The organism is Phytopseudomonas daroniae (genome assembly GCF_004327275.1).
Taxonomy (GTDB): domain Bacteria; phylum Pseudomonadota; class Gammaproteobacteria; order Pseudomonadales; family Pseudomonadaceae; genus Aquipseudomonas; species Aquipseudomonas daroniae.
Map to the genome: position 1 here is coordinate 113668 of NZ_QJUJ01000002.1, position 23493 is coordinate 137160.

The 23493-nt window shown below is 62.7% G+C and carries 19 protein-coding genes; 8 read left to right on the forward strand and 11 right to left on the reverse strand.

Annotated features, from left to right (window positions below):
* Positions 1–18: 18 nt before the first annotated feature.
* The 5 genes from DNK10_RS05595 to DNK10_RS05615 form a co-directional block, all read right to left on the reverse strand.
* A complete protein-coding gene (locus DNK10_RS05595) occupies positions 19–2544 on the reverse strand; it encodes a CS1-pili formation C-terminal domain-containing protein (RefSeq protein WP_244216207.1) in 2526 nt (841 codons plus the stop codon).
* A 112-nt stretch (positions 2545–2656) separates the two neighbouring features.
* The gene (locus DNK10_RS05600) at positions 2657–3142 is read right to left on the reverse strand and encodes a CS1 type fimbrial major subunit (RefSeq protein WP_131190871.1); all 486 of its coding nucleotides are present in this window, start codon (positions 3140–3142) and stop codon (positions 2657–2659) included.
* Positions 3143–3186: 44 nt separating this feature from the next.
* Positions 3187–3924, reverse strand: coding sequence for a molecular chaperone (locus DNK10_RS05605; RefSeq protein ID WP_131190872.1), 738 nt, complete (start codon positions 3922–3924; stop codon positions 3187–3189).
* Positions 3925–4130: 206 nt separating this feature from the next.
* A complete protein-coding gene (locus DNK10_RS05610) occupies positions 4131–4418 on the reverse strand; it encodes a hypothetical protein (protein ID WP_131190873.1) in 288 nt (95 codons plus the stop codon).
* Positions 4419–4491: 73 nt separating this feature from the next.
* Positions 4492–5688 (reverse strand): EAL domain-containing response regulator, encoded by a 1197-nt coding sequence (locus DNK10_RS05615; protein WP_131190874.1) that lies wholly within the window; start codon positions 5686–5688, stop codon positions 4492–4494.
* A gap of 220 nt (positions 5689–5908) precedes the next feature.
* Here DNK10_RS05615 and DNK10_RS05620 point away from each other — a divergent pair, with 220 nt between their 5' ends.
* Both DNK10_RS05620 and DNK10_RS05625 read left to right on the forward strand, forming a co-directional pair.
* A complete protein-coding gene (locus DNK10_RS05620; protein ID WP_131190875.1) occupies positions 5909–6535 on the forward strand; it encodes a response regulator transcription factor in 627 nt (208 codons plus the stop codon).
* Positions 6532–10197: a transporter substrate-binding domain-containing protein gene (locus tag DNK10_RS05625; protein ID WP_131190876.1), complete on the forward strand. Its 3666-nt coding sequence runs from the start codon at positions 6532–6534 to the stop codon at positions 10195–10197. Before DNK10_RS05620 ends, DNK10_RS05625 begins: the two co-directional genes overlap by 4 nt.
* Positions 10198–10546: 349 nt before the next feature.
* Here the strand turns inward: DNK10_RS05625 and yghU are convergent, their stop codons facing one another.
* Complete coding sequence (gene yghU / locus DNK10_RS05630) at positions 10547–11392, reverse strand: glutathione-dependent disulfide-bond oxidoreductase (RefSeq protein ID WP_131191171.1); 846 nt, start codon at positions 11390–11392, stop codon at positions 10547–10549.
* A gap of 418 nt (positions 11393–11810) precedes the next feature.
* Here yghU and DNK10_RS05635 point away from each other — a divergent pair, with 418 nt between their 5' ends.
* Entirely contained in the window at positions 11811–12206 is a 396-nt protein-coding gene (locus DNK10_RS05635) for a RidA family protein (protein ID WP_131190877.1), read from the forward strand.
* Between the two features lie 330 nt (positions 12207–12536).
* Here DNK10_RS05635 and DNK10_RS05640 read toward each other — a convergent pair whose 3' ends face one another.
* Positions 12537–13028: a hypothetical protein gene (locus tag DNK10_RS05640; protein ID WP_131191172.1), complete on the reverse strand. Its 492-nt coding sequence runs from the start codon at positions 13026–13028 to the stop codon at positions 12537–12539.
* Between the two features lie 306 nt (positions 13029–13334).
* On the opposite strand from DNK10_RS05640, the gene DNK10_RS05645 reads away from it, so the two are divergent.
* The 4 genes from DNK10_RS05645 to DNK10_RS05660 all read left to right on the forward strand — a co-directional run bounded on the left by DNK10_RS05645 (position 13335) and on the right by DNK10_RS05660 (position 16542).
* Positions 13335–13598 carry a type II toxin-antitoxin system RelB/DinJ family antitoxin gene (locus DNK10_RS05645; protein ID WP_131190878.1) on the forward strand — a complete coding sequence of 88 codons (264 nt, stop codon included), beginning with the start codon at positions 13335–13337 and terminating at the stop codon, positions 13596–13598.
* The gene (locus tag DNK10_RS05650) at positions 13598–13870 is read left to right on the forward strand and encodes a type II toxin-antitoxin system YafQ family toxin (RefSeq protein ID WP_131191173.1); all 273 of its coding nucleotides are present in this window, start codon (positions 13598–13600) and stop codon (positions 13868–13870) included. Before DNK10_RS05645 ends, DNK10_RS05650 begins: the two co-directional genes overlap by 1 nt.
* Before the next feature lie 246 nt (positions 13871–14116).
* The gene (locus DNK10_RS05655; protein ID WP_131190879.1) at positions 14117–14668 is read left to right on the forward strand and encodes a DUF4124 domain-containing protein; all 552 of its coding nucleotides are present in this window, start codon (positions 14117–14119) and stop codon (positions 14666–14668) included.
* 251 nt (positions 14669–14919) lie between these two features.
* On the forward strand, positions 14920–16542 hold the full coding sequence (locus DNK10_RS05660) for a methyl-accepting chemotaxis protein (RefSeq protein ID WP_131190880.1): 1623 nt from the start codon (positions 14920–14922) through the stop codon (positions 16540–16542).
* Positions 16543–16553: 11 nt separating this feature from the next.
* Here DNK10_RS05660 and DNK10_RS05665 read toward each other — a convergent pair whose 3' ends face one another.
* Both DNK10_RS05665 and DNK10_RS05670 read right to left on the reverse strand, forming a co-directional pair.
* A complete protein-coding gene (locus tag DNK10_RS05665) occupies positions 16554–17180 on the reverse strand; it encodes a LysE family translocator (RefSeq protein WP_131190881.1) in 627 nt (208 codons plus the stop codon).
* Between the two features lie 179 nt (positions 17181–17359).
* On the reverse strand, positions 17360–18562 hold the full coding sequence (locus tag DNK10_RS05670) for an NAD(P)/FAD-dependent oxidoreductase (protein ID WP_131190882.1): 1203 nt from the start codon (positions 18560–18562) through the stop codon (positions 17360–17362).
* 163 nt (positions 18563–18725) lie between these two features.
* Here DNK10_RS05670 and pdxR point away from each other — a divergent pair, with 163 nt between their 5' ends.
* The gene (gene pdxR / locus DNK10_RS05675; protein ID WP_131190883.1) at positions 18726–20228 is read left to right on the forward strand and encodes a MocR-like pyridoxine biosynthesis transcription factor PdxR; all 1503 of its coding nucleotides are present in this window, start codon (positions 18726–18728) and stop codon (positions 20226–20228) included.
* Between the two features lie 9 nt (positions 20229–20237).
* Here the strand turns inward: pdxR and DNK10_RS05680 are convergent, their stop codons facing one another.
* Together DNK10_RS05680 and DNK10_RS05685 are read right to left on the reverse strand one after the other, a co-directional pair.
* Positions 20238–22280 carry a protein-disulfide reductase DsbD family protein gene (locus DNK10_RS05680; RefSeq protein WP_244216208.1) on the reverse strand — a complete coding sequence of 681 codons (2043 nt, stop codon included), beginning with the start codon at positions 22278–22280 and terminating at the stop codon, positions 20238–20240.
* Between the two features lie 24 nt (positions 22281–22304).
* On the reverse strand, positions 22305–23345 hold the full coding sequence (locus DNK10_RS05685) for a TlpA family protein disulfide reductase (RefSeq protein ID WP_244216209.1): 1041 nt from the start codon (positions 23343–23345) through the stop codon (positions 22305–22307).
* Positions 23346–23493 lie beyond the last annotated feature (148 nt).

Below are 23493 nucleotides of genomic sequence, written 5' to 3' on the forward strand. Positions count from 1 at the left end.
TGTATATACGCCTTCCGGTTAACTGTCTGAATTCAGCAGGGCGGGTTTTCTGGCTGCCAGGTCGCTGCCGGCACATACCAGGTTGCCGACCAGCAGGCTGTCCTGCTCGCGGCGATAGTCGCCTTTCTCCAGACGGATCTGGCACAGCGCATTGCCTTGCCATTGCACGTTCAGGGTCGGGCTGGACTCGCTCATTTCCACGGCGAAGAAACCGTCTGCCTCGCTCACGCTGCGGCTGGCATGATTGCTGATCAACGCGCCCTTGAGCGGCTGGCCCTGAGCATCCAGCAGGCGGCCCATGACGGTGACGGTGTTCATCACGCGGATCTTCTGGTAACTCACTCCGCCCTGGTTGAGGTGGTAGCTCACCGCTTGCGGTTGAATGACCGCGGCGGGTGCGTCTCTACCGGCAAAGTCGAACTGCACCGTGCCGCTTTTGTAGGCGGTGAGCGGGATCACGTTGCGCCCTGGCTTGAGTACGGTGCTGTGGCCGTTGAGGTCGTCGGCGCGCAGGGCGATGGCGTCGTTGTCCGACTCGACATCGACGATCATCCCGGCGGCATACAACTGGCTGTCGCCGCTGGCCGCCAGAGTGCCGGCGCCAAGGGCAACGGTGCTGGTGAGGTTGAGGCCACCACTCAGGGCGTCGTCGTAGGACGAACGCTGCAGGTAGAGGTCGCCGCTGGCCAGGTCGCCCTGGTAGTAGGCGCTGCCGGACAGGCCGGTGCCGTAGCTGTCGGCGGTCACGGTGCCGGAGACGCTGCGCAGCGCACCGTCGGCGAAGCTCTGCTGGTAGGTCACGGCGGCGTTCTGGTCGCGCCCGCCGTCCCGCGAGGCGCGGCTGCCGAAGCTGCCGGTGAGGCGCTTGCCCGGCGCGCCCAGCGCCAGGCTGAGCGTCACATCGAAGCCGCGGTTGCGTTCGTTGCCGGAGCTGAGTGTGCCGGGGCGGTCGAATACCGAGAGCCGCCAGTTGGCATCGCTGCTCAATAGCGTGCCGTTGTACAGCCAGCCGAGGTCGACGCCGGTGCCCTGGCTGGCACCGCTACTATGGGCCAGGCGCAAGGTGGCGCTGCTCTTGTAGGTAACGCGGTGCTGCATGGACAAGGCGCTTTGCTGAACCTCGCCGGACGCGCTACGCGCAGTGCGTGAGCTATCGCCACGATCCATCGCGGTACGGCTGTGGCTGACAACCAGGCTGCCGCTGGCGTAGCTGTAGATGCCTTGCAGATCGAAGCCGTGGCCCTGGTTTCGGCTGTGGTACAGGTTGCCGTACAGGCTCAGGTTGTCCAGCACGCTCCAGTCCAGGGAGGTGCCAAACTGCGTGGTCTCGTCCACCCGCTGGGTCGAGAGGCCGAGCACGGCACGCGGGTGCAACAGGTAGTTGACGATGGCGCCGGCCGTCAGGGCGTCATTGTCGCGCGCCTCCCAGTTGCTCAGCAGGTTGCTCTGGCGGCCCAGGTAGAGGTTGTAACGCCAGGGTTGATCCGGGTCGTGCCAGTTGTTCGGTTTGTAGATGAATGCCGCCTCGCTGGAGGTGACCTGGCCATCCTCGACCAGGCGCACTTCCACCTCATAGATACCGCCTGGCAGGTTGCGTGTGTCGATGGCCTGCAGCCCCGGTTGCACCGGCTGGCTGTTGAGCAGCACGCCATTGCGATAGAGCTCGACCACTCCGGGGCGATTGGGTGTGACGTAGATCGGCGTGGCGCTGGGGCTACTGCTGTCGACGGCCAGGCTGTCGCTGCTGCCGTACATCAGACCGAGGGTGGTTTGCGGGCTGCTGCCGAGCGTCTGCGGTTGACGCATGACGCCGTGGGCGTCCGGGGTGAAGTAGCCCAGGCGCCAGAAGTTTCCGGCGTCTTGGCGTTCGGCATAGAGGTTTTGTGCGTAGTAGCGTAGCGGCTCCTCTCCGTTGCCGGTGGCGCTGCGATGCACCTGCGCGCCGGCGACGGTGGTCCAGTTGCCGAGGCTGCCTTGCGCTTCGAGGGCATAACGACCGGCGGTCTCCTGCTGCTGGCCGCCGGTGAGGTTCAGTTGATTGTAGAGCATCAAACCCTGGCTGCCACCCTCCGGCAACTGGTAGTAACGCGCCCGTTGCGGGTCGGCTTCGGCCTTTGCGGTGAGGATCGACAGTTGCGAGGTCGCCAGGCTGTAGTGCAGGGCCATCAGCTCCGAGGGGCAGCTCGAATGGCACGCGCCCAAGGGCCAGCCATCACCGAGCAGCTCGATCCACGGTTGCCGTTCGGCCGGGCTGAAGGGGCTGTCCGTGGTGTCGGTGAATTCGATCAGGCGCACGCTGTCGTCACGCCCGAGCATCACCATGGCTTCGCCGAGTGGGCGGCCATCGAGGTCGACGCGCACGGCCAGCGGTACGTCGAAGAAGTGTTCGGCGAAATCCGCCGGCAGTCCTTGGGCCTGGGTCAGGGTGCTTAGCTCTGCCGTTGGCACTGAGGTAGCCGCGATGGCTTTCGCTGGCAGCAACGTGATCACGCTGCTGCCTAGCGGCAGCAGGATGGATCGCATCAGGAAAGACATCGAAAACATGACTCACCCCAGGTTCGGAAAAGGCCGCCCCTCCCAGGCCAGTGCACGGGAATCGGGGCGGTAACGGAGCGGCGCGTGAGTACGCACCTAGCATTAGCCAGTTGGCGAGGCGTCAGGGGGCGGCAGTCTCGAAGATCATGCCGACCACGCCCTGGTAACGGCCCGGGGCATAGTCGCCGGAGGCCAGCGGCTTGGCGGAAATCTCCACATCCATGCGCGTGCCGGTGAGCGCCAGGGCCGCCGGTACCACTTCGGTGGTGGTGGTACTCAGGTCGATGCCGCGCAGCTTCACGTTCAGGTCGATGTTATTGGCACCGCTGGCCATCACCGCCGGTGCGCTCAGGTAGGCGTTTATCGGGCCAACTGTGCTCTTTGCTTCAAGCTGCTTGCGCACGCTGCTCAGGCCATTGTTCTGTGGGTTCCAGAACAGCTCCTGGGGGTCGTTCAGCCAGCTGTCGCCTGCTGGCGGTACGACATAGAAGTTTTCGGTTGGTACGGTGGCGACGACGGTGACCTGGTGCTGCACCGCGTCCTCGGCGAGTACTGCGGCACTTGCGCCGAGCAGGGCCAGGGGGGCGATCATCAGGGATTTCTTCATGGGGTTTAGCCTCGTGGTGTGGGTAGGTGAAAACCAGAGCGAGCTCAGGGTTTGAGTTCGATCTTCTGGGTCTTGTCGCCTTCGATCAGGTCGAAGTGATACAGGCGGCCAGGCTGGCGTTCGAACGCGCGAGCGCTATTGGGCAGGACGTGATACTTGCTCGGCACTTCGCACTGTTTTCCGTCGGCGGAGCAGTCGTTGAAGTTGTCCAGCACCACGCTGCTGTTGCCGTCGTTCCTGACCTGGAAGCGCCCGGGCTGGCTCTGGATCTGCGTGGCGTAGTGCGGTTTTTCCGGACGTACGAAAAGCAGGCCGCCATAACCGGCGAGGATGTTGACGCCGGCGGAAAGGCTCTCGCGGTATTGCTCGCTTTCTGCCAGGGAGAGGCCGAAGCCGTCGTCCTGCTGCGGCAGCACCGGCTCGAAACGCAGGCGGAAATAGCGTTCCTTGTTGCGCTCACCCATATAGAGGACGCGCAGTGCCTGCATGCCGCCGGCCGGGACGATCAGCCGCGCCGGGCTGGCGACCAGAGCGCGGGTTTCCACGCTGGAGCCGTTGGGTATGCTGACGGGAATTTCCCTGGCCTTGCCGGAGGCGTCGTAGACCAACTCGGCCACGCTCACCTTGACGAATGCGGTGGCATCGCCGCCGTTGCGCACGCGCTTGAGCAGGGTGCTCTTGTCGCCGTCCAGGTAGTCGTACATGGCACCGATGCTGATATCGGCACCGGCCTGGGCAAGCGGGGGCAGTGTGAGCAGCGCTGCGAGTAGAAGTCTTTTCATAGCCTGTGCCAGTGAATAAGGGGGGGAACCTGCCGTGTTGCCAGCGAGGCGCGGCGACAGGTTGCGAAGTGGGGCCATTATTCGGTTTGGCAGGTCATGCGAATGTCGGGCGCGGCCTGGCGGCCTGTAGGAAATTTCCTGCGTGGTCGGACTTGTGACGGGGCGGTTGGGCAAGCCTGGGGGGTGGCGGTATGTTCAGGGCGGGTCTAGAAAACCAGCCGCCCGGAGCTGGCGGTACGCGGCGTGAGCGGCCCATTGCCGATGATTTCGACAGGCTGGCGGTGTGTCGCTTCTGGCGCGGGCTGAGACCTGTGCATATCCTCCATGTGGGTGGTTTCGAATTCGTTATCCGCGGCGGGAAAACCGTCGATTCGTTCGGCGAAGCGGGTCTCCCGAACCGGTCGATCGATGGCGCTGGAGCTGGCCTGCTGCTCGCAGGCCATCAGTAGTAAACAGGCAGTCAGTGTGCAAAGACGTGGGTAGGGCTGACGCATAAACGCTCCTGCAGTTCCTGTTACGTGATTTGTCCTACGCGGGTTGGCTGCGTGCGGCCAGCCCGGCGTTCGATCAGGTGAGCAGGTGCCCGGAGATGCTCAGCCAGTGCTGAAAATCTGCGCCATCCATTGGGCCGGCGAACCAGTAGCCCTGGCCGATGCTGCAACCAAGATCGATCAGGTGGCGACGCTGCTCGGCCGTTTCCACTCCTTCGATCACCAGGTTCATACCCAGGCAGTCCGCCAACTCCTGGGTGCTGCCGATGATCGCGGCGCTATATGGATCCGTACCGAGGCCACCAATGAAGTGGCCGGGCAATTTGATCTGGTCGAACGGTAGGTCATGGAGCCGTTGCAGCGAGGAAAAACCGCTGCCGAAACCGTCGATGGTCAGGCCGCAGCCCATCAGCCTCAAACGCAATAGATTTTCCAGACTGCTGGCGGGGGACTTGATCAAACCATGTTCATTGATCTCGAAATGCACGCCGTTGGCGCTCGGGCCATAGCGGTTTACCGCTTGTTCGATCCGCTCGCACAGTCGCGGCGAGTCCAGTTGCGAGGGGTTCAGGTTGAAGGCCAGCGCCAAGGTCAGCTTCCGCTGCGCCAACTCTCGGCGCAGCCGCAGGCCTTGTTCGAACAGCTGGATGAACAGTTCGTCGAGCAGGCCACAGCCCTCGACCATGGGCAAAAAGCTGTCCGGCGTCAGCAAACCTCGTTCGGGATGGGCCCAACGTACCAGCACTTCGACACTCACCAGCATCCCGCTGTCGAGCATGAACATGGGCTGGTAATGGGCCCGGAACTCGCCGTTGCGCAGGCCGTGTTCAATCTCGCGCAGGCTCGGTAGCTCGCGTACTTCGGGCAGCCCAGGAGACGCTTGTGTCTGGCTGGCGCGGTAGCGTTCGAGCAAAGCCTGCAGGGTATCGATGGGCAGCGGCTTGCCCAGGTCGCCGAGCGCCTTGAGGCCGAGCAACTCGACCATCCGCAAGGTGGTGCGACGTACATGCTCCTCGCTTTCGCTATACAGCATGACCGCGTTGACCAGGCCCGTCTGGCTGGCATGGCGGAGGAAGGCCAGACCGTCCATACCGGGCATGCGCAAGTCGCACAACACGATATCGGCCGGGCCATGCTGGCTAAGCAGCTTCAGTCCTGCTCGGCCGTCGGCGGCCTCCAGTATGCGGCCGACGCCCAGCAGCGTCATGGCACTGACGGCGACTGCGCGCTGGAACGGGTGGTCTTCCAGAATGAGTACGCACAGGTCTCGCATCTGCCGATCTCCAGAGTTGATGAGGCGTGGCAGTCTGGCGCCAGGAACTCGTGTGAGCAGCGGGACAACGCTGGCCGATGTGTAGGACGTTTCCTTATCTCGTATGCTGCGCTCATCGGCCATTGTGCAAAGAGCAGCTATCTTTCAGCATGGGTCGACGGAATCGTTGTCACGTGAAGTAGGACGCTTCCCCAGGCCATAGCGGAAAATGAGAGGTCGCATGAAAACAGTGCTTATCGTCGACGACCACCCGGTGATCCGCCTGGCCGTACGCCTGCTGCTGGAGCGGGATGGTTTCCGCATCGTCGGCGAAACCGACAATGGTGTGGATGCGCTGCAGTTGGCCCGTGAATTCGCCCCTGATCTGGTGGTACTGGATATCGGCATTCCCAGGCTGGATGGCCTGGAGGTCATCGCCCGGCTCGATACGCTCGGCCTGCCGCTGCGCGTATTGGTGCTCAGCGCCCAGCCCGGCCACTTGTTCGCGCTGCGTTGCCTGCAGGCTGGCGCGGCGGGTTTCGTCTGCAAACAGGAAGACCTGGGCGAACTGCTCGGTGCTGCGAAGGCCGTGTTGGCCGGTTACAGCTACTTTCCCAGGGACACGCTGACGACGGTTCGCCGCGGTGATGCCCTGGTCAATGATCGAGAGCGGGTCAACGGCCTGTCGGATCGCGAGGTGATGGTGTTGCAGCAATTGGCCAACGGCCTGAGCAACAAGCAGATCGGCGACAGCATGCTACTGAGCAACAAAACCATCAGTACCTACAAGACACGCCTGATGCAGAAGCTGAACGCCACGTCGCTGGTGGAGCTCATCGAGTTCGCCAAGCGCAATGGGCTGACATGACGCGACGGGGGCCGCGTTTGTGCTTTGGTCGTGCACTGTGCGGCCTCTGCCTGTGGCTATTCGGCGTTCTGGCGATCGCTGCCGAGGTACAGCCCGAAGCTTTGCAATTGCTCGGGCGCTCCGAAGCCGAAGCACAGAACATCCAGCTCGACGAGGCCGACTGGCGATGGCTGCGGCTCAGACATGAGCTGCGCCTGGGCACCTCGGCACCGGACTACCCGCCCTTCGACATCAGCACCAGCGGTCGCGATTACGAAGGGCTGACGGCTGACTACGCGGACTTGATCGCGCAATTGCTGGACACCCGTATCAGCGTGCGGCGCTACCCTGATCGGGCCACCGCTCTGGACGCCCTGAGCAAGGGAGAGATCGATCTACTGGGCAGTTCCAACCAGTTCGAGATGGAAACCGCTGGTATCGTTCTCAGTAGCACCTATGCTGCCGACCAGTCGGTGCTGATCAGCCGAATTGGCGAGCCGCTGCCCACGGCGCAGACACTCAGCGGTCGCAAGCTGGCGGTGGGCTACGACTACATGCCGCTGGAACGGATCAAGGCGCGTTATCCGGGCGCTGTCATCGAGTCCTACACCGTCGAGGAGCATGCCATGGCCGCCGTGGCGTTCGGCCAGGCCGATGCCATGTTCAGCAATGCCAGCGTGGCGCAGTACCTGATCCAGCAGAACTACTCCAACAGCGTACGCATCGCCCACCTGGCGCAGCCGGAAGCCGTCGGCTATGGCTTCGCGCTACGTCGCGAGGACGCAGTACTCAGGCGGATCATCGATACCGCCCTGGCAGCCATCCCGCAGGAGCAGCGCCAGGGTATCCAGAAACGCTGGAGCGGCGGGCTGTCGCTGAACACCGGGAGTCTGCGGCTCAGCGCCGCCGAGCAGCGCTGGTTGGCACGCAACCCGGTGGTGCGGGTGGCGGTGAGCAGCGGGCTGGCACCACTGTCCTATGTCGATATCGATGGTCACTACCGGGGTAGCACCGCCGACCTGCTGGCCTTGATCGAGTTGCGTAGCGGGTTGAAATTCGATATCCAGCGCAAGAGCGGCATCGGCGAACTGCTGGAGGCGGTGCGCAGCGGCGAGGCGGATATGCTGGCGGACTCCGTGCCCGATACCGAACGCGAGGAGTACCTGCGTTTCAGCCGTCCCTACCTGGTCAATCCTTTCGTCTTGGTTACCCGTAAGCAGGCAGAGAGGCTCGACGGTCTGGCCGCGCTGAACGGCAGGACGTTGGCGATTCCGGCGGGGCATACCCTGCTCGGCGAGTTGCGCCGGGCCTACCCGCAGATCGAACTGCTGCAGACCGGCAGTGCGCTGGAGGGCTTCACCCTGGTTCGCGACGGCCTGGCGGATGCCACGGTGCATGCCATGAGTAGCGCGAACTACTACATCCGGCGCATGTACGACGAACAATTACGTATCGCCGCCACTATCGACCTGAAACCCTCCCAGGCAGCCTTCGGCGTGCGCAGGAGCGAAAGCGAGCTGCAAGGCATTCTCGACAAGGTGCTGATCGACATCCCGCCGGACGAGCTCAGTGCCCTCAACAACCGCTGGCGCACCAATGCCGTGATATCCACTCAGTCCTGGCGTGACTACCGCGAGCTGATCTATCAGATAGTCGCCGTCGCTGCGCTGTTGCTGCTGGTCTCGCTGGTGTGGAATTTCTACCTGCGCCGGCAAATCAAGCAGCGCCTGCTGGCCAAACAACGCCTGGCCGATCAGCTGCGCTTCATGGAGGTGCTGATCAACGGCACACCACATCCCATTTATGTGCGCGACCGCGCCGGACGCATGCTGATCTGCAATGACAGCTACCTGCAAGCCTTCGCCGTCGAGCGCGAGACGGTGATTGGCAAGACGCTCGCCGACAGCTTGCCGGCTGGTCTGGACACGGACAAGGCCGACACTTATCTGGATGATTACCGCTGGGTCATGGATAACGGGCAGGCGTTGATCCAGGATCGTGAGTTGCGCATCGGTGCACGCACGCTGACGATCTACCATTGGCTGTTGCCCTACCAGGACAGCCATGGCGAGGTGCAGGGCATCATCGGCGGCTGGCTGGATATCAGCGAGCGCCAGGCCCTGGTGGAAGAGCTGCAAAGCGCCAGGGAACGGGCCGATGAAGCCAGCCGGATCAAGAGCACGTTCCTCGCCACCATGAGCCACGAAATCCGCACGCCGATGAGTGCGGTGCTCGGCATGCTGGAGCTGGCACTCAAGCATGCCGAGCAGGGGCAGCTCGACCGCCAGGCCATCGAGGTCGCCTATGAGTCGGCGAAGGGCCTGCTGGCACTGATTGGCGATATCCTCGACATCGCCCGGATCGAGTCCGGACGCCTCGGCCTGGCCCCCGAACGGGCCAACCTGCGGGTGCTGGTGGAGTCGGTCGCTCGGGTGTTCGATGGCCTGGCGCGGCAAAAGAACCTCAGCCTGCTACTGGATATCGATGCCCGCGTGAGCCGCGAGGTGCTGATCGACCCGCTGCGCTTCAAGCAGGTGCTGTCCAACCTGATCAGCAATGCCATCAAGTTCACCGATGCCGGCCAGGTAAGCGTCCGCATCCAGAGCCAGGCGGTCGACGAGGAGCGCATCGCGGTGCAATTGCTGGTTGAAGACACGGGTATCGGTATTTCGGACGCCGATCAGGCCCGCCTGTTCCAGCCTTTCGCACAGGCCCGGCAGAATGGCCTGAGTAGCCGCAATGGAGCCGGCCTGGGCCTGGTCATCTGCCGCTCGCTGTGCGAGATGATGGGCGGCAGACTGACATTGAGCAGTGCGCTGGGCCAGGGCACCAGGGTTGAGGTCGAGTTGAGCCTGGCTATCCTGGAGCCAGCCACGCCGGATTCGCAACCTGGCCAGGAGGAGGTGCCGAGCACTACCAGCCACCTGCGGGTATTGGTGGTGGATGATCATGCGGCCAACCGCCTGCTGCTCTGCCAGCAATTGGCGTTCTACGGACACCAGGTCAGCGAGGCCTGTGATGGGACATCGGGGTTCGCGGCTTGGTGCAACGGGCATTTCGATCTGCTCATCAGCGACTGCAACATGCCGGTGATGAGCGGTTATGCGTTGGCCCGCGCCATCCGCCGCGAAGAGCAGGCACGAGGCCTGCCGCCCTGCAGCATTCTCGGTTACACCGCCAATGCCCAGCCGGACGAACGCCAGCGTTGCCTGGACAGTGGCATGGACGACTGCCTGTTCAAGCCGATCAGCCTGGCCGCACTGGGCGAGCGCCTAGCGGCCATCCGCGCTATCGACAACCTTGTCGACGCAGGGAAGGCATCCGCCGATGTCTTCGACCCGGCCACTCTGGATGCGCTGACTGGCGGCGACCCGGCGCTTGCTCGCCGCCTGCTCGATGAGTTGTTGTCGAGCACCGCCGAGGATCTGCAGACGCTACAGGCACTGGCAGCCTCCGAGGAGCGCAGCGCCCTGGCCGAGCTGGCGCACCGGATCAAGGGGGCTGCACGTATCGTCAAGGCCGAGCGCCTGGTGCAATGCTGCGAAACATTGGAAAGCGCTTGCCGACTGGAGCCTTCCGGAGTCCCTTTGGACGCTGCCATCCAGGCGCTGGCTTCCGAGATGCAGTCTCTGCATCGGGCGCTTGAGCGGCAGGGCTCGACGGGGATCAGCGGCACTGTGTGATTACCCTAAGGTTCCAGTCGCGAGCCGGATAGGCCCAGGCCACTGCTGGCCTGGGAATCCTAAGGGGCTGTTCACGATATTCTGAGCAGGCGTACGAGAAGACCAGATGGAAGAACTGCAAGCCGATGTTGAATTGACGCTCGCGGTTCTTCCATAGCCTCCTGCTTTATCCAGTCAGGCGAAGCTGCGTTCAACGACCCAGTGCTTGAGCGTGACCTTCAGTCTTGATTTGCAGCGGTTGCAAGGCCTTCTTTCGCTCTATCACTTCAGTTGTCGTGTGAATGGATCCCAGGCAGCAACGGCAGCCCACCGCTGTTGTGTTCCGGCCTTTGCCGAAAACTGTCCCGGCTCAGACCGTATCCAGATCGGAGGCCTGGTGCCGCTCGGGCACTTGCTCCGATGCGTCGCCCCAAGTGCGATTGACCCGCCGGCCACGCTTGACCGCTTCGCGATTGGCTATCTCATCGGCCCAGCGCAGTACGTGGGGGTATTCATGAACGGCGAGGAACTCCGCGGCCGAATACACGTTGCCCCTCACTAGTTCGCCATACCAGGGCCACACGGCGATATCAGCGATGGTGTAGGTGTCGCCTGCCAGGTAGCGATGCTCGGCGAGCCGCTGATTCAGCACATCCAGCTGACGCTTGGCTTCCATGGTGAACCGATTGATTGGGTATTCGAGCTTTTCCGGCGCATAGGCGTAGAAATGCCCGAAGCCGCCGCCCAGATAGGGCGCCGCTCCCATTTGCCAGAACAGCCAGTTGAGGGTTTCGGTACGGCCTGCCGGATCTGCAGGCAGGAACGCGCCGAATTTTTCCGCCAGATAAAGCAGGATCGATCCGGATTCGAACACGCGGATGGGCGTACCCGCACTCTGGTCGATCAGTGCCGGAATCTTCGAGTTCGGATTGACCCCGACGAAGCCGCTGGAGAATTGATCCCCCTCGGAAATCCGGATAAGCCAGGCATCGTATTCGGCATCGCCATGCCCCAGTGCGAGCAGTTCCTCCAGCAGGATGGTCACCTTCACGCCGTTGGGCGTGGCAAGCGAATAGAGCTGCAACGGATGCTTGCCGACCGGCAGTGCCTTCTCGTGGGTTGCGCCTGCGACAGGCCGGTTGATCTTGGAGAACTGGCCACCGGAAGTCTCAAGGTGTTGCCAAACCTTCGGCGGTACATAGGTAGATTGGGTCATCGATTCCTCGCTATCGGCTTCATGAGCAATGCATTCGAGAGCAAGGCTATCTGGATTTAGCCCGGGGTTCGAATGCGTATTGCGCATGCCTATCATCGATTCGGCTGATACTGCCAACTGCGATGCCTGGTTCATCCGTCTAGGCGAGCGTTTGTTTCGGCCGAAAACGGACATATCCATTTGGCAGCTCCTTGGCGACCCTTATTGATGGCTATACGGCAGTTCGTACGCGGGGCAGGGCGAGCACTACAAACCATTTCGAGTGCACGCGTGCAGGGTAGCGAGACGGCGCATAAGCACCTCCTGCACCATTTGATTGTTTGGGAATCGAGAACAGTGATGAGCAGACTCGCGAGTTTATCCGTCGCGGAGGTACCTCTACAGTCTCCTTTCCAAGTAAACAGATAAGGAGACGGCCATGGCCACGCGTGACGTTATTTTCCCAGCAGGGCGGCAGGCGATCTATGAGCGAGACCGCTACTCCCCTGCCATTCGTTCGAACGGCTTTCTCTTCGTGTCGGGTCAGGTGGGAAGCCGTGAAGACGGATCACCCGAGCCGAACCTGGAGAAGCAGGTCAGATTGGCGTTCGAAAACCTCAACGCAGTGCTGAAGGCAGCAGGCTGCACCTTCGATGACGTCGTCGATGCCACCGTGTTTCTGGTGAATCCCGAAGCGATATTCGAGACCGCCTGGAGCGTCGTGCCTGAATTCTGGGGCAATGCTCCGCATCCGACGCTGACGTGCATTGGCGTAACCTGGCTGAATGGTTTCCAGTTCGAGATCAAGGTCATCGCCAAGCTGCCGGATGCCTGAACTGCAATGCGCCGCGCTCGCCTGTTCTGACCCTCACTAAGCTGCCGTAGCCATTTACTGATGGTCACCGAGGCCAATAGGGGGGGGCAGATCTAAGAGCCTGTTCACGATCTTTGTGCACTTGGCAAACAGGAACCCGTATCCCTATAGATCGGCGGCAATGTGGCGATAGCGGCCTTTCGTAGGGTGGACGACGCTTCACCTACGCGGCCCGACCCGTCCACCGCTCTGCGATCGCAATGGTGGATGAAAAGAGCGTCATCCACCCTACGGAGTGAGCGTCCGCTCCCGCCTTTCTGCTGTCATTGCTCGAAAGATCGTGAACAGGTTCTAAGCGCGGGCACTGCCGCGGGCGTTCTTCTTCTGCAGGATCATCGACGCTTCGTTGTAGGCCTTCTGGAAGGCGTCGCTGCCGATCCAATGCACTGCCGCGTCTTCGTCTTCATCGTGGAAGATCCCGCGATAGGTGATCAGCAGGCCCATCATGAAGTCGGTCGCCGGGTCTTCCGCTTCCTCTGCGACCACCAGCTCCAGCACCGGGTATTGCAGGAACACCAGGCACATCGCCAGCAGGCTGATGCCTTCACCCACTTTCATGGCCTGGAACAGATCGTCGAAATGTGCCGGGTCGAAACCGTTCTCCTCGATGTCTTTGAAATCGAAGGTGCTCAGGTCGATTTCGACATCATCGAACGGTTCGTTGATCAGCGGATTGGCCAACACCGGATGTACGACATTGGCCTTGGGCTTGCCCATACGGTTCTGCTTGGCCTTGGCTTTGGCCCGCTGGGCGCGTTTTTGCTGTTTATCAGGGGAGGCCATGGAGGCGAGTTCCTTGTCCAGTGCAGCCATATTCATGGCTCGGGATATCTGGCGCACATTGTATTCAGTCTTGCCAGGTTCGTCGGCCAAACGGGACAGATTTATTTTTGCTGCTCTGAATTTCCGCATCCGGCCAGAAGCGGGGTGTTCAGAACGATGAAAATAAATCAGTTTCCTTTCCGCCTTAAGGGGAATGTTGAGCATAGGAACTGCAAGGTGCGGATCAACCTGGGTACGAGGAATCGATAGCGGCGCTGATGGTTTGTAGCTACACTTGTAGCTACATCACACAGGAGGGCCATGATCATGGCAACCACCGCCGATACCGTTGTCCGTGCGCGGATCGATACCGCCACCAAAGAAGCCGCAGCCCGGCGCTTGTCAGAATCCGGCATGAGCATTTCCGAGGCCATCCGGTTGATGATGACGCAGATCGCCGCTGGCCAGGAGCTACCCTATGACCGCACCCCGAACAAAGCCACCGCCAGCGCCATGGCTGAGTTGATCGCGGGCAAGGGCAAGAAAAAGGTCAAGACCGTTGATGCTCTATTCGATGAGCTGGGTGATTGATGCTGACGCTTGTACCGTCCAGCACCTTCAGGAAAGACTTCAAGCTAGCGCAGAAACGTGGCAAGGACATGGGCAAGCTGAAAGCGCTACTGAATCTGCTGGCGAACCGGCAGCCGTTGCCAAGCAGCTACCTTGATCACCCGTTGAAAAGCAACTGGAAGGGCTTTCGCGATGCCCACATCGAGCCGGACTGGTTACTGATTTACCGAGTCGAAGGCGACGAGCTGCAACTGGCCAGGACAGGGACGCACGCCGACATTTTTAACAAGTAGTGTCGAAAACACTGTGCCGCATAGCTTCGAATCGGCACGCTAAACTCCAGAAAAATCACACACTGGCATGCACTGCGACGTAACGAAACCGCTTAAAAACGGCTTTAAATCCCTATCGCCCGGCACACTCCAAAGGCCCGATCTTAAAACCTCGGGGCTTTTCTCATTCTGTGACTTGGCAAACCTACCGCCCAGCTCTAGATTGCCCGCTGCGTAGTCCGCGCTTCGTAAAGGGATTTATCAACCATGCTCGGTTGCAAGACGCTTCCATTGTTCGTCCTGTGCAGCATCCTCTCCACTCATGCGCAGAGCCAGGTGTACACCTGGGTGGACGAGAAGGGGCAGAAGCATTTCGGCAGCCAGCCGCCGCCCTCTCAGCAGCATGCCGAACCGGTGAGCATCAACCAGGGGTATGTGGGGGGTGGCCGAGTGTCTACCCCTTCATTGCCTACGCAGAACGCAGCCGCTGGCGCGACCTCAGGCAAGGTCTCGAAGCGAGAGATGTGCCAGAGCGCCATGCGCTGGACGGCCGTGGATATGAAGAACCTGAAGGCGGTGGCGGCGGAGCGTATGGAGGCCGGTCGAATCACGGCTGTCGAGTATGCGCAAGGGCAGAAGAACTTCGCGGGCATCGAGGAGCGGATCACTCTGCAGGGCTGCGTCACCAGTTCCGGCGAGGATCGGCAGCGCTACGAATGTCTCTCCCAGGGCTCTGGCGTGCTGGTCTGCTCCGGCCTGGCAGCCGCGGCGATGGAGGAGGCTGCGGAAGAGGCCAGGAAACGGGCGCAAAAGCGTTAACCCGGATCATTGTTGAGACAAATCGCGCGCCAGCATCCTTCGGTCGCTCCCTTGCCAAGGTGGTGCTCGGCGCAGTATCGAGCTTCGGTAGGGCGTCACCTTGGGGTCTGCATATACTGATGCCTCGGGCTTTCTGGCATCTTTCCCTTGGCGCGGCCCTGCATGCCAGACAGCCGGCTACTGCGTTGCAACATATCCGTAACACAGCTTTCATAAAATCATCGTACTTCTCCCTTCCGTTCGAGTTTTTCATGAGCTTTGGTCGTTCGCTGCGTGCCCAATTGGTGTTGCTGATTGGCGGTGCTCTGGTGTTGATGTTGCTGATTGCGCTGGCGGGTTTTGCGCTGCTGTCGCGGCAGTTGGATGGTTATCAGGCGTTGCTCGGCGATCCTCTCGAAGAGGCGCGGCAGGTGGATGCGACCAACCTGGCGTTCAAGATCCAGGTGCAGGAATGGAAGAACGTGTTGCTGCGCGGCGCCGACGAGACGCAGCGCAATCGTTACTGGCAGCAATTTCAGGAAGAAGAAGGGCGGGTGCAGACGCAGATTGGGCACTTGATCGAAACGGCGGGCAGTGCCGAGCTTCGCCAGCGCCTGAGCGAATTGCGCCGTGCACATGCCGAGATGGGCCAGGCCTATCGCCGTGGTTACGAGGCCTTTGTCGCGGCCGGGTTTTCCGCTCAGGCCGGCGATGCGGCGGTGAAGGGCATCGACCGGGCGACCACCGAGCAGTTGTCGGCACTGGTCAACGAGTTGCACGAACGCAGCCAAGCGAGTGCCATGCAACTGAGCGAAATCGCCCAGCGCAGCGTGCTGTTCGGTAGCCTGGCGATGCTCGGGCTTGGCGTACTGTTGGCGCTGTTCAGCGCCTGGCTGGTCAATCGGCGCATCACCACGCCACTGTTGCAGGCAACCGGCCAGCTCGATCTGCTCAGCCGCGGACAATTCGGTGAACGTCTGAGCGAAGGCCGCGAGGACGAAGTGGGCCGCCTGGCTCAGGCGGCCAATCGCCTGCGCGAGTTCATGCAGACGCTGTCGCAGCAACTGCGCCGTGGTACGGGCGAACTCGATGCCGCGACCAACGACCTGAGCAGCGTGGCCGGGCATATCGGCCACGGCATTCGCGAGCAGTTTTCCCGTACCGATCAGGTGGCCACGGCCATGCATGAGATGAGTGCGACGGCCGAGGAGGTCGCGCGGCATTCCGCTGCGGCGGCGCGAGCGGCGGATGAAGCCGATCAGGCGGCGCAGGAAGGCGAGGCGACCATGGCCCGTACCATCGCCACCATCGAGCAGATGCACGGCGAGATCACTCGCACCTCGGAAGTGATCACGCGCCTGGAAAGTGACAGCGAGCGCATCGGCAGCGTGCTGGAAGTGATCCGTGGCATAGCCGACCAGACCAACTTGCTGGCTCTCAACGCCGCTATCGAAGCGGCGCGGGCGGGCGATGCGGGCAGGGGCTTCGCGGTGGTCGCTGACGAGGTGCGCAATCTGTCGTTCCGTACCGCCAGTTCGATCAGCGAAATCCATCAGTTGATCGCCAATGTGCAGAGCGCTTCGAAGGAGGCGACTGCGGCCATCAACGCCGGCGCTCAACAGAGTGCTGCGGGCCGTGCCCAGGTCGGTGTGGCCGGCGAGCGCTTGCACAGCATCACCCTGGCGGTGGAAGCGATCCGCGACATGAACCGCCAGATCGCCACTGCGGCCGAGGAACAAACCTCGGTCGCCGAAGACATCGCCCGCAACCTGGTCGAGATCGTTTCCATCGCCCAGAGCAACGAGACCGACCTGCAGCGCAGCGAGTCGGCGAGCCGTGCCATGCAGGGGCTGTCCGGCGATCTGTCGACGCTGGCGGCGCGCTTGAAGGATTGATCGGAGTACCGTCAGCCCATCAGCAACATGCCCAGCATTCCCAATGCCAGGACGATCAGTACCAATCCCGAGAGCCGTTCCAGAGTTGGGAGAACTCTCTGAAAGCGCTGCAACAGGCGCCTGTTGCCGATTGCCAGCGCCACCAGCAGATCCCAACCGAGCACCACGGCAAACATCCATAGCCCGTAGAACAGCTTCCAGCCGGCACTGCTGTGCGAGCTGCCGAGCATGCTCGCCAGGCTGACGTAGAACAGCGCGTTCTTGGGGTTGAGGATGCCGGACAGAAAACCCATGCCGGTGGCCTGTAGCCAGGTGAGTTGCCTGGCTGGCACGACCCCGCCCGAGGCCTGCAGCACGCTGCTGCCGGCGTGGCGGATGAACAACGCTCCGAGGTAGAGCAGATACAGGCAGCCGATCAGTTGCAGGGCGATGAAGGGCACGCTGCCCGGCTGCAGGATCGACACGCCGGTAAACGCCGCGACGATGAACAGGCCATTGGCCAACGCGATACCCAGGCAGGCGCCGCTGGCGACTCGCCAGCCAACGGACAGCGAGGTGCGGGCGATCAGAAAGAAATCCGGGCCGGGGGAAAGCAGCGCCAGGAAGTGGGCGGCGGCAATGATCAGGAACTGCTGCATGACGGGCATCGCTTCTCGAGAAAAGATGCCCGGCAGTCTGTCGATGCGCGGTGGTGGCTGTATTGAAGAAAATCGTCGGCCGTGCATCCTGTTCGGATGACGGCCGAGGTGGTTTATCTCACCAGCGGAAGTTCACCGATGTCACCCGTTGGCGCTCGTCGCCATGGGCGTGACAGGGCTCAGGCCACCACCGGGATCAGCGGGTCGGCCGCGGCCAGTGCGGTTTCGCGGACGGCTGCCGGTGGGTAGATCCATTGCGTGTTGATCTGGGTCTTGAGCTGTTTGCCCTCGGCACCGGTCAGCAGCACCTTGCGCTCCCAGCCTTCAGTGAACAGCGCGCCCCATTCGCCGAGATCCAGGCAGGTGACGTACTTGGGCTGGCTGTAGGCGATGGGGTCGATACCGAGCAGGTCGGCCGCGGCGTTATTGCCTGCCGAGCGGCCCAGGGCGATGGCATGCTGGCAGGTCATCAGGGCGTGGTTGCCTTTGTCGTCGGTTGCCGCGAAAGCGGTATCACCGGCGGCATACAGGTTTTGCAGCCCTGTGATCCTCAGGTGTCGATCGACATGCAGGCGGCCTTGGGTATCACGCTTGGCGGGCAACTGTCCGGTCAGCGGCGAGGCTTGTACGCCGACCGTCCAGATGACCGTGAGGGCGTCGATGCGCTCGCCGCTCGCAAGGGTGATGCCGCCTGCGTCCACCGCGCTGACCGAGCTGCCCAGGCGCCAGGTGACGCCCTGCTGGGCGCAGGCTTCGGCGACTATCGGGGCGACCTGCTCTCCCAGGCTGGCACCGATCTGCGCGCCGCGGTCGACCACGATGACGCGAATATTGGCCTCGTTGCCGAGGATTGCCCGCAGGCGTGCCGGCAGCTCGGTCGCGGTTTCGATCCCGGTGAAACCACCGCCCGCGATCACCACTGTATTGCGTGCCGGGCTGTCTGGCAGGTCACGCAAACCGTGGAGGTGACGTTCCAGAGTCACGGCCTGCTCCAGGCTGTCGACATCGAAGGCGTGTTCGACGCCACTCAAGGCCGGACGGATCACCTGGCTGCCGCTAGCCAGGATCAGACGGCTGTAGCTCAGCTCGCTTTCGGTTTGCCGTTCATCTCGATAGGTCAGGGTTTGCGCGGAGCTGTCGATCCCGGTGACCCAGCCCTGTACGAAGCGGATTCCGACCACGGCGAACAGCTCATCCAGCGTAGTGCTCATCCGCGCCACATCCGCCTCGTAGAAGCGAGGGCGTACGTGCAACTGTGCCTTGGGAGCAATCACGCAGACTTCGATATCGTCACGTGCCTGCAGGTCGAGCAGGCGCGCCGCGCTCAGGGCGCTCCACAGACCGGCGAAGCCGGTGCCGACGACCAGAATTCGTTGTTTCATCAGTGGTTCCTCGAAAACGGTGACCTGGCCGCGAACTGCGGCGCAGGAGGGGCGATACGCCATGGGGCGTGATCGGTAGCGGTTGACGAGGTGATTCTCTGCTTGAATTGGATCAGCGTATTGATCCATAAAGCAGCAAGTGAATTGATCCAAGTGAGGGTGTATGGCTGGCAAGAATCAGGGGCCGTTGGTGGTATCTCTCCCGCTCGGTGCACCGCAGCCGGGCGAGAGCCTGCAGCGCTGGCTGTATGCATCGCTGCGTGAGGCGATTCTCAGCAACCGCCTGCCATCGGGCAGCCTGCTGCCCAGTACGCGTTCGCTGGCCGAGCGCTACGGCTTGGCCCGCGGCACGGTGCAGGCGGCTTACCAGCAACTGCAGTCCGAGGGCTATCTGGATACCGACAGCGGCTATGGCACGCGGGTCTGCGCCGTGCTGCCGGATGCCACCCTGAACGCCGGCTATGTAAGGCGGCGCATCACCCCGCCGGCAGAGCAGCAGCGCGAGGCACCGGATACCCTATGGGTGAAGCGTCTGGCGGCTGAGAAACCGATCTTCATGACGGGTGGTGTACAGCCTGGCTTGCGGCCGTTCTTTCCCCATCGTGGCGACGTGCTGGCGTTCCCCATCGACCTGTGGCGCAAACTGCATGCCGGACACCTGCGCTCGTCCCGGCTACTCGACATGCTGGATGCCGACCCGGCGGGCTTGCCGGCGCTGCGTAGCGCCATCTCCCAGTATCTGTCGATTGCCCGCGGCGTGCAGGTCGGCGCCGAGCGCATCGTCATTCTCGGCAGCGTTCAGCAGGCGCTGGATCTGACCCTTCGGCTGGTGGTCGCGCCCGGCGAGAAGGTATGGATGGAAGATCCAGGCTATCCCGGCGCGCGGCAGTTGATGAAGGCCAGCGGCGTGGAGCTGGTCGATGTACCGGTCGACCGCGAAGGCATGCAGGTCGAGCAGGCCGTGCGCCTGGCGCCGAATGCACGCATGGCGTATGTCACCCCATCGCATCAGGCGCCACTCGGCGGTGAATTGTCACCGGCGCGGCGTCTGGCGTTGCTGCGCTGGGCCAGCGAGAACGGCAGCTACATCTTCGAAGACGATTACGACAGCGAGTACCGCTTCGTCGCCAAACCCATCCCGGCGCTGCGCAGCATGGCCAATACCGAGGCTCAGGTGATTCTCGCCGGCACCTTCAGCAAGCTGCTGTTTCCGTCGCTGCGCATCGCGTACGTGGTGCTGCCGCCGCAGTTGCTGGAAAGCTTCACCCGACTGGTCTCGTTGACTGCGCGGCACGCCAACAGCCTGGCCCAGGCGGTGTTGGCCGACTTTATCGCCGAGGGGCATTTCGACCGTCACCTGCGGCGTATGCGCAAGCTTTACGCCGCCCGTGCCGAGGCCTTCGCCCATGCGGCCGAGCGGCACTGGCAAGGGCTGCTCGAGGTGCCGCCGATACGCGCCGGGCTGGATGTGGTATGTCGTCTGCAAGCGTGCGATGAGCTCGATGCCCTGGCGCGTCTGGCCACGCAGGGCATCGATGTGATGCCCTTGCAGCGCTACTGCGTGAGGCCTCAGGCGCCCGGCCTGATAATGGGCTTCGCACCTTATGACGAAGACTCCATCGAGCGCGGCGCCAGGGATGTGGCGCGGATCCTGAAAGGCGGTTGAGCCGTTGCCTCAGGAGCCCGCCAGCTCGACCAGCAGCCCCGGGCTGAGCAACTGTGGCAAGATCTCCGGTTCGGCAACGCCGGGGCGATACCAGAGGTAGAGAGGGACACCGGAGCGGCCGTGTTTCTCCAGGAAGGCGGTGATATGCGGATCGCCTCGTGTCCAGTCTCCGATCATCACGATTGCCCCCACGTCGGCGAAGGCCTGGCGGGTTTCCTCGCGATCGATGGCCGCTTTTTCATTGAGCTTGCAGGTCACGCACCAATCAGCGGTGAAGTACACGAACAGTGGGTCTGGCCCATTGCGCAAAGTCTCCAGGCGCTGTTCGTCGAAGGCTTCGGTTGCCACGCTGCTTTCGCCTCTCGATGTTTGCCGCTCTGGTGCTTCGGCCAGGCTGAGGCAGCCTGCCAGAGCGAGTGCCGCGGCCAGGCCGGCCGGCAGCCAGGGCGCCTTGCCGGCGCGGCGCTGGCGCAGGCCGGTCATCCACAGGCCAAGGGCCAGGAGCATGGCGGCGGCAATGCCGAGTACCAGGCTGTTGGCTGAAACCTGCTGCGCCAGCACCCAGAGCAACGCCAGTACCGTCAGGAACATAGGCACCGCCAATACCCTGCGTACCGTCTCCATCCAGGGGCCAGGTTTGGGCAGACACCGACGCAGGCGTGCGGAGAATCCGAGCAGCAGGAAGGGCAGGGCGATGCCCAGCCCCAGCCCGGTGAGAATCAGCAAGGCCGATAGCGTTGGCAGTATCAGCGCAGCGCCCAGCGCCGTGGCCATGAAAGGCCCGCTGCAGGGCGTGGCGACGAAGGCTGCCAGTGCGCCTGTCCAGAAGGCGCCGCGGCGACCGCCACTGGATGCCAGCCGATCTCCCACGCTTACCGAGCCCAGTTCGAACAGGCCGGCGAGGTTGAAGGCGATGGCGGTGGTGAGCAGCAGGAGCAGGGCTATCACCCTGGGATCCTGCAACTGGAAGGCCCAGCCTATCTGAGTGCCTGCTGCACGTAGCAGCAGGATCAACGCTCCGAGCGCCAGGCACACCAGTATGACCCCGGCGGTGTAGGCCAGGGCCTCGCTACGGGCGTCTTCAGCCCGGCCGTTGGCGCGGGTGATGCTGAGCACCTTGAGGCTCAGAATCGGAAAAACGCAGGGCATGATGTTGAGCAGCAGGCCGCCGAGAATGGCACCAGCCACCGCGAGCAGTGTGGTCGTCAGCGCCGTGCGGCTATTGGGAGCTGACGCCTGCGGCTGGATGGCGGCGGATCCGGACTGGATCTCCAGCCCGCTACCGTCGCCCAGGGCCAGGACGCCGCGAAAGGTGGCGGGTGCCTCGTCGCCTGCCGCGGTCTCGATGATCAGCAGATCGCCGTCCCGGCTGAATTGTTGTGGCGCTGCGTTTTTCAGCGCTCCGGGGCTGGCCGAGAACAGGTGCGCCTCGCCGATGTCCAGATCGGCAGGCACTGGTACCTGCAGACGAAGGCGACCGTTCTCTATCTGCAAACTGGCGAGCGAGCCCAATGGGCGCGGCAGCGCTCTGCGCCAGTCGGCAAAGCGTGTGGTCAGCGCAGCATCCGGGCGACCATCACCAACCATGAGGTCTATGGACAAGGTGGCGCGTTCTGGTACGCAGGCATCGTAACGGCAGGCCAGGTATTGCATCTGCAGGCCGATCTTCAGCAGCGTGCCGGGTGCCATATCTGCAGGCACCTCAAGGGGAACCAGCACGGCATAGGGCTGTTCGTAGACATGATTCATCAGGCCATCGAGCAGCAGGGTCTCGGGTACCGGGTAGGCGGCTTCTCCCACCGTAACACCAGCAGGCAGCTGCCAGTCGAGGGTCGGTGCCAAGCCGACATCGCCGGGTTGTTTCCAGTAGCCGTGCCAGTCGCCCTGGGGCTCCATCAGCACGGCCAGGGTGGTGCGTTTTCCGGGGGCCGGGTTGGGGCTTTCGGCCATCAGCGAAGAGGCGATCAGCACCTCGTCGTAATCGGGCATCTGTTGTGCGGCCGCCTGCAGGCAGGCGGCCAGGGTCAGCAGCAGGACGATAATCCTGATCATGGGCAGGTCTCTGTCGCGGGGCGGTCAGCGCGCGCTCAGTTCGTGTAACGCTTCTTTCAGTTGCGTGTCCTGCGGGCCGAGGATGCGCTTCACGCGGCCCTGGCGGTCGAGCAGTACCACGCTGGGGATGTCGCGAATGGCGAAGGCCCGGAACAGCGCATCGCTCTCATCGAGCGCCAGCGGCAGGTTCGGTTTGGAGGTGTCGGCGTATTCCTGCAAATCCTCGCGTGAGACCCACAGGCCGGAGGAAACGCCCAGCCATTCGGCGTCGCTGCTGGCGGTCAGCTCGTCGACCGTTTCGCGTACCCGCTTGCACGCCTGCGACGTTTGTGGACGGCTCTGTTCCAGATAAGACTCGCACCAGGGGGCGAAGAACACCAGGGCGCGCGGTTTGCCTGCCGGTTCGTCGAGGTTGATCAGGTGTTGATCCAGGGTGGTGGCCTGGAGGCCTTGCACCTTATCGCCGACCTTGAACGTGGGTATCGCTTCAGCGCTGCCAGTATCGGCGGTTTTTTCGGCCGCCTCGTTTTTCAACAGCTCTGCCAGCGCGGCATGCAGAGGAGCATCGTCGAGGTGGCCGATATAGGCGATGCGCCCGTCGCGGCCGATCAGCACATGCATCGGCGTGACCCGCAGATTGAGGGCGGCAGCCAGGCTGCCATCGTCGACCACCACCGGCATGCTGAGGCCCAGCTCCTTGCGGTAGGCGCGTATGGACTCGGCGTCATCGCTGAAACCGGTGTTGACCGCAATCACCTCAATCTGCTCGCCAAGGCTCTGCTCGATGGCTTCGAACCCGGGCATCTGCTGACGGCAGGGTACGCACCAGGTCGCCCAGAATTTAAGGTACACCGGCTTCTTGCCGTACAACTGAGCCAGATCGATGCGTTCGCCGTCGATGCTGGTCAGTACGGCGTTGGGGGCGGGTTTGCCGACCAGCGCGGCGCCGGCACTCCGGGCACGACGCTCACCTTCGTCGATCACTTGCTGGTCGGCATATGAGCATTGAGCGACCGCCGTCAGCAGGAGCGCTGACAGCAGGGTAATGAGTGGGGATCGTTGCACCTGTATCTCCTTGTATTCCATGTGCCTGGTGGGATATCGAGCGCCTGAGTGCGGCTCGACCCGCTAAAAAGGGGCTTCATCCTTGTGCAAAGGAACGGTGCTGGAAAGATCCAAGAATGACTTTTTTCACTGTGCCATTCGCTTCGGG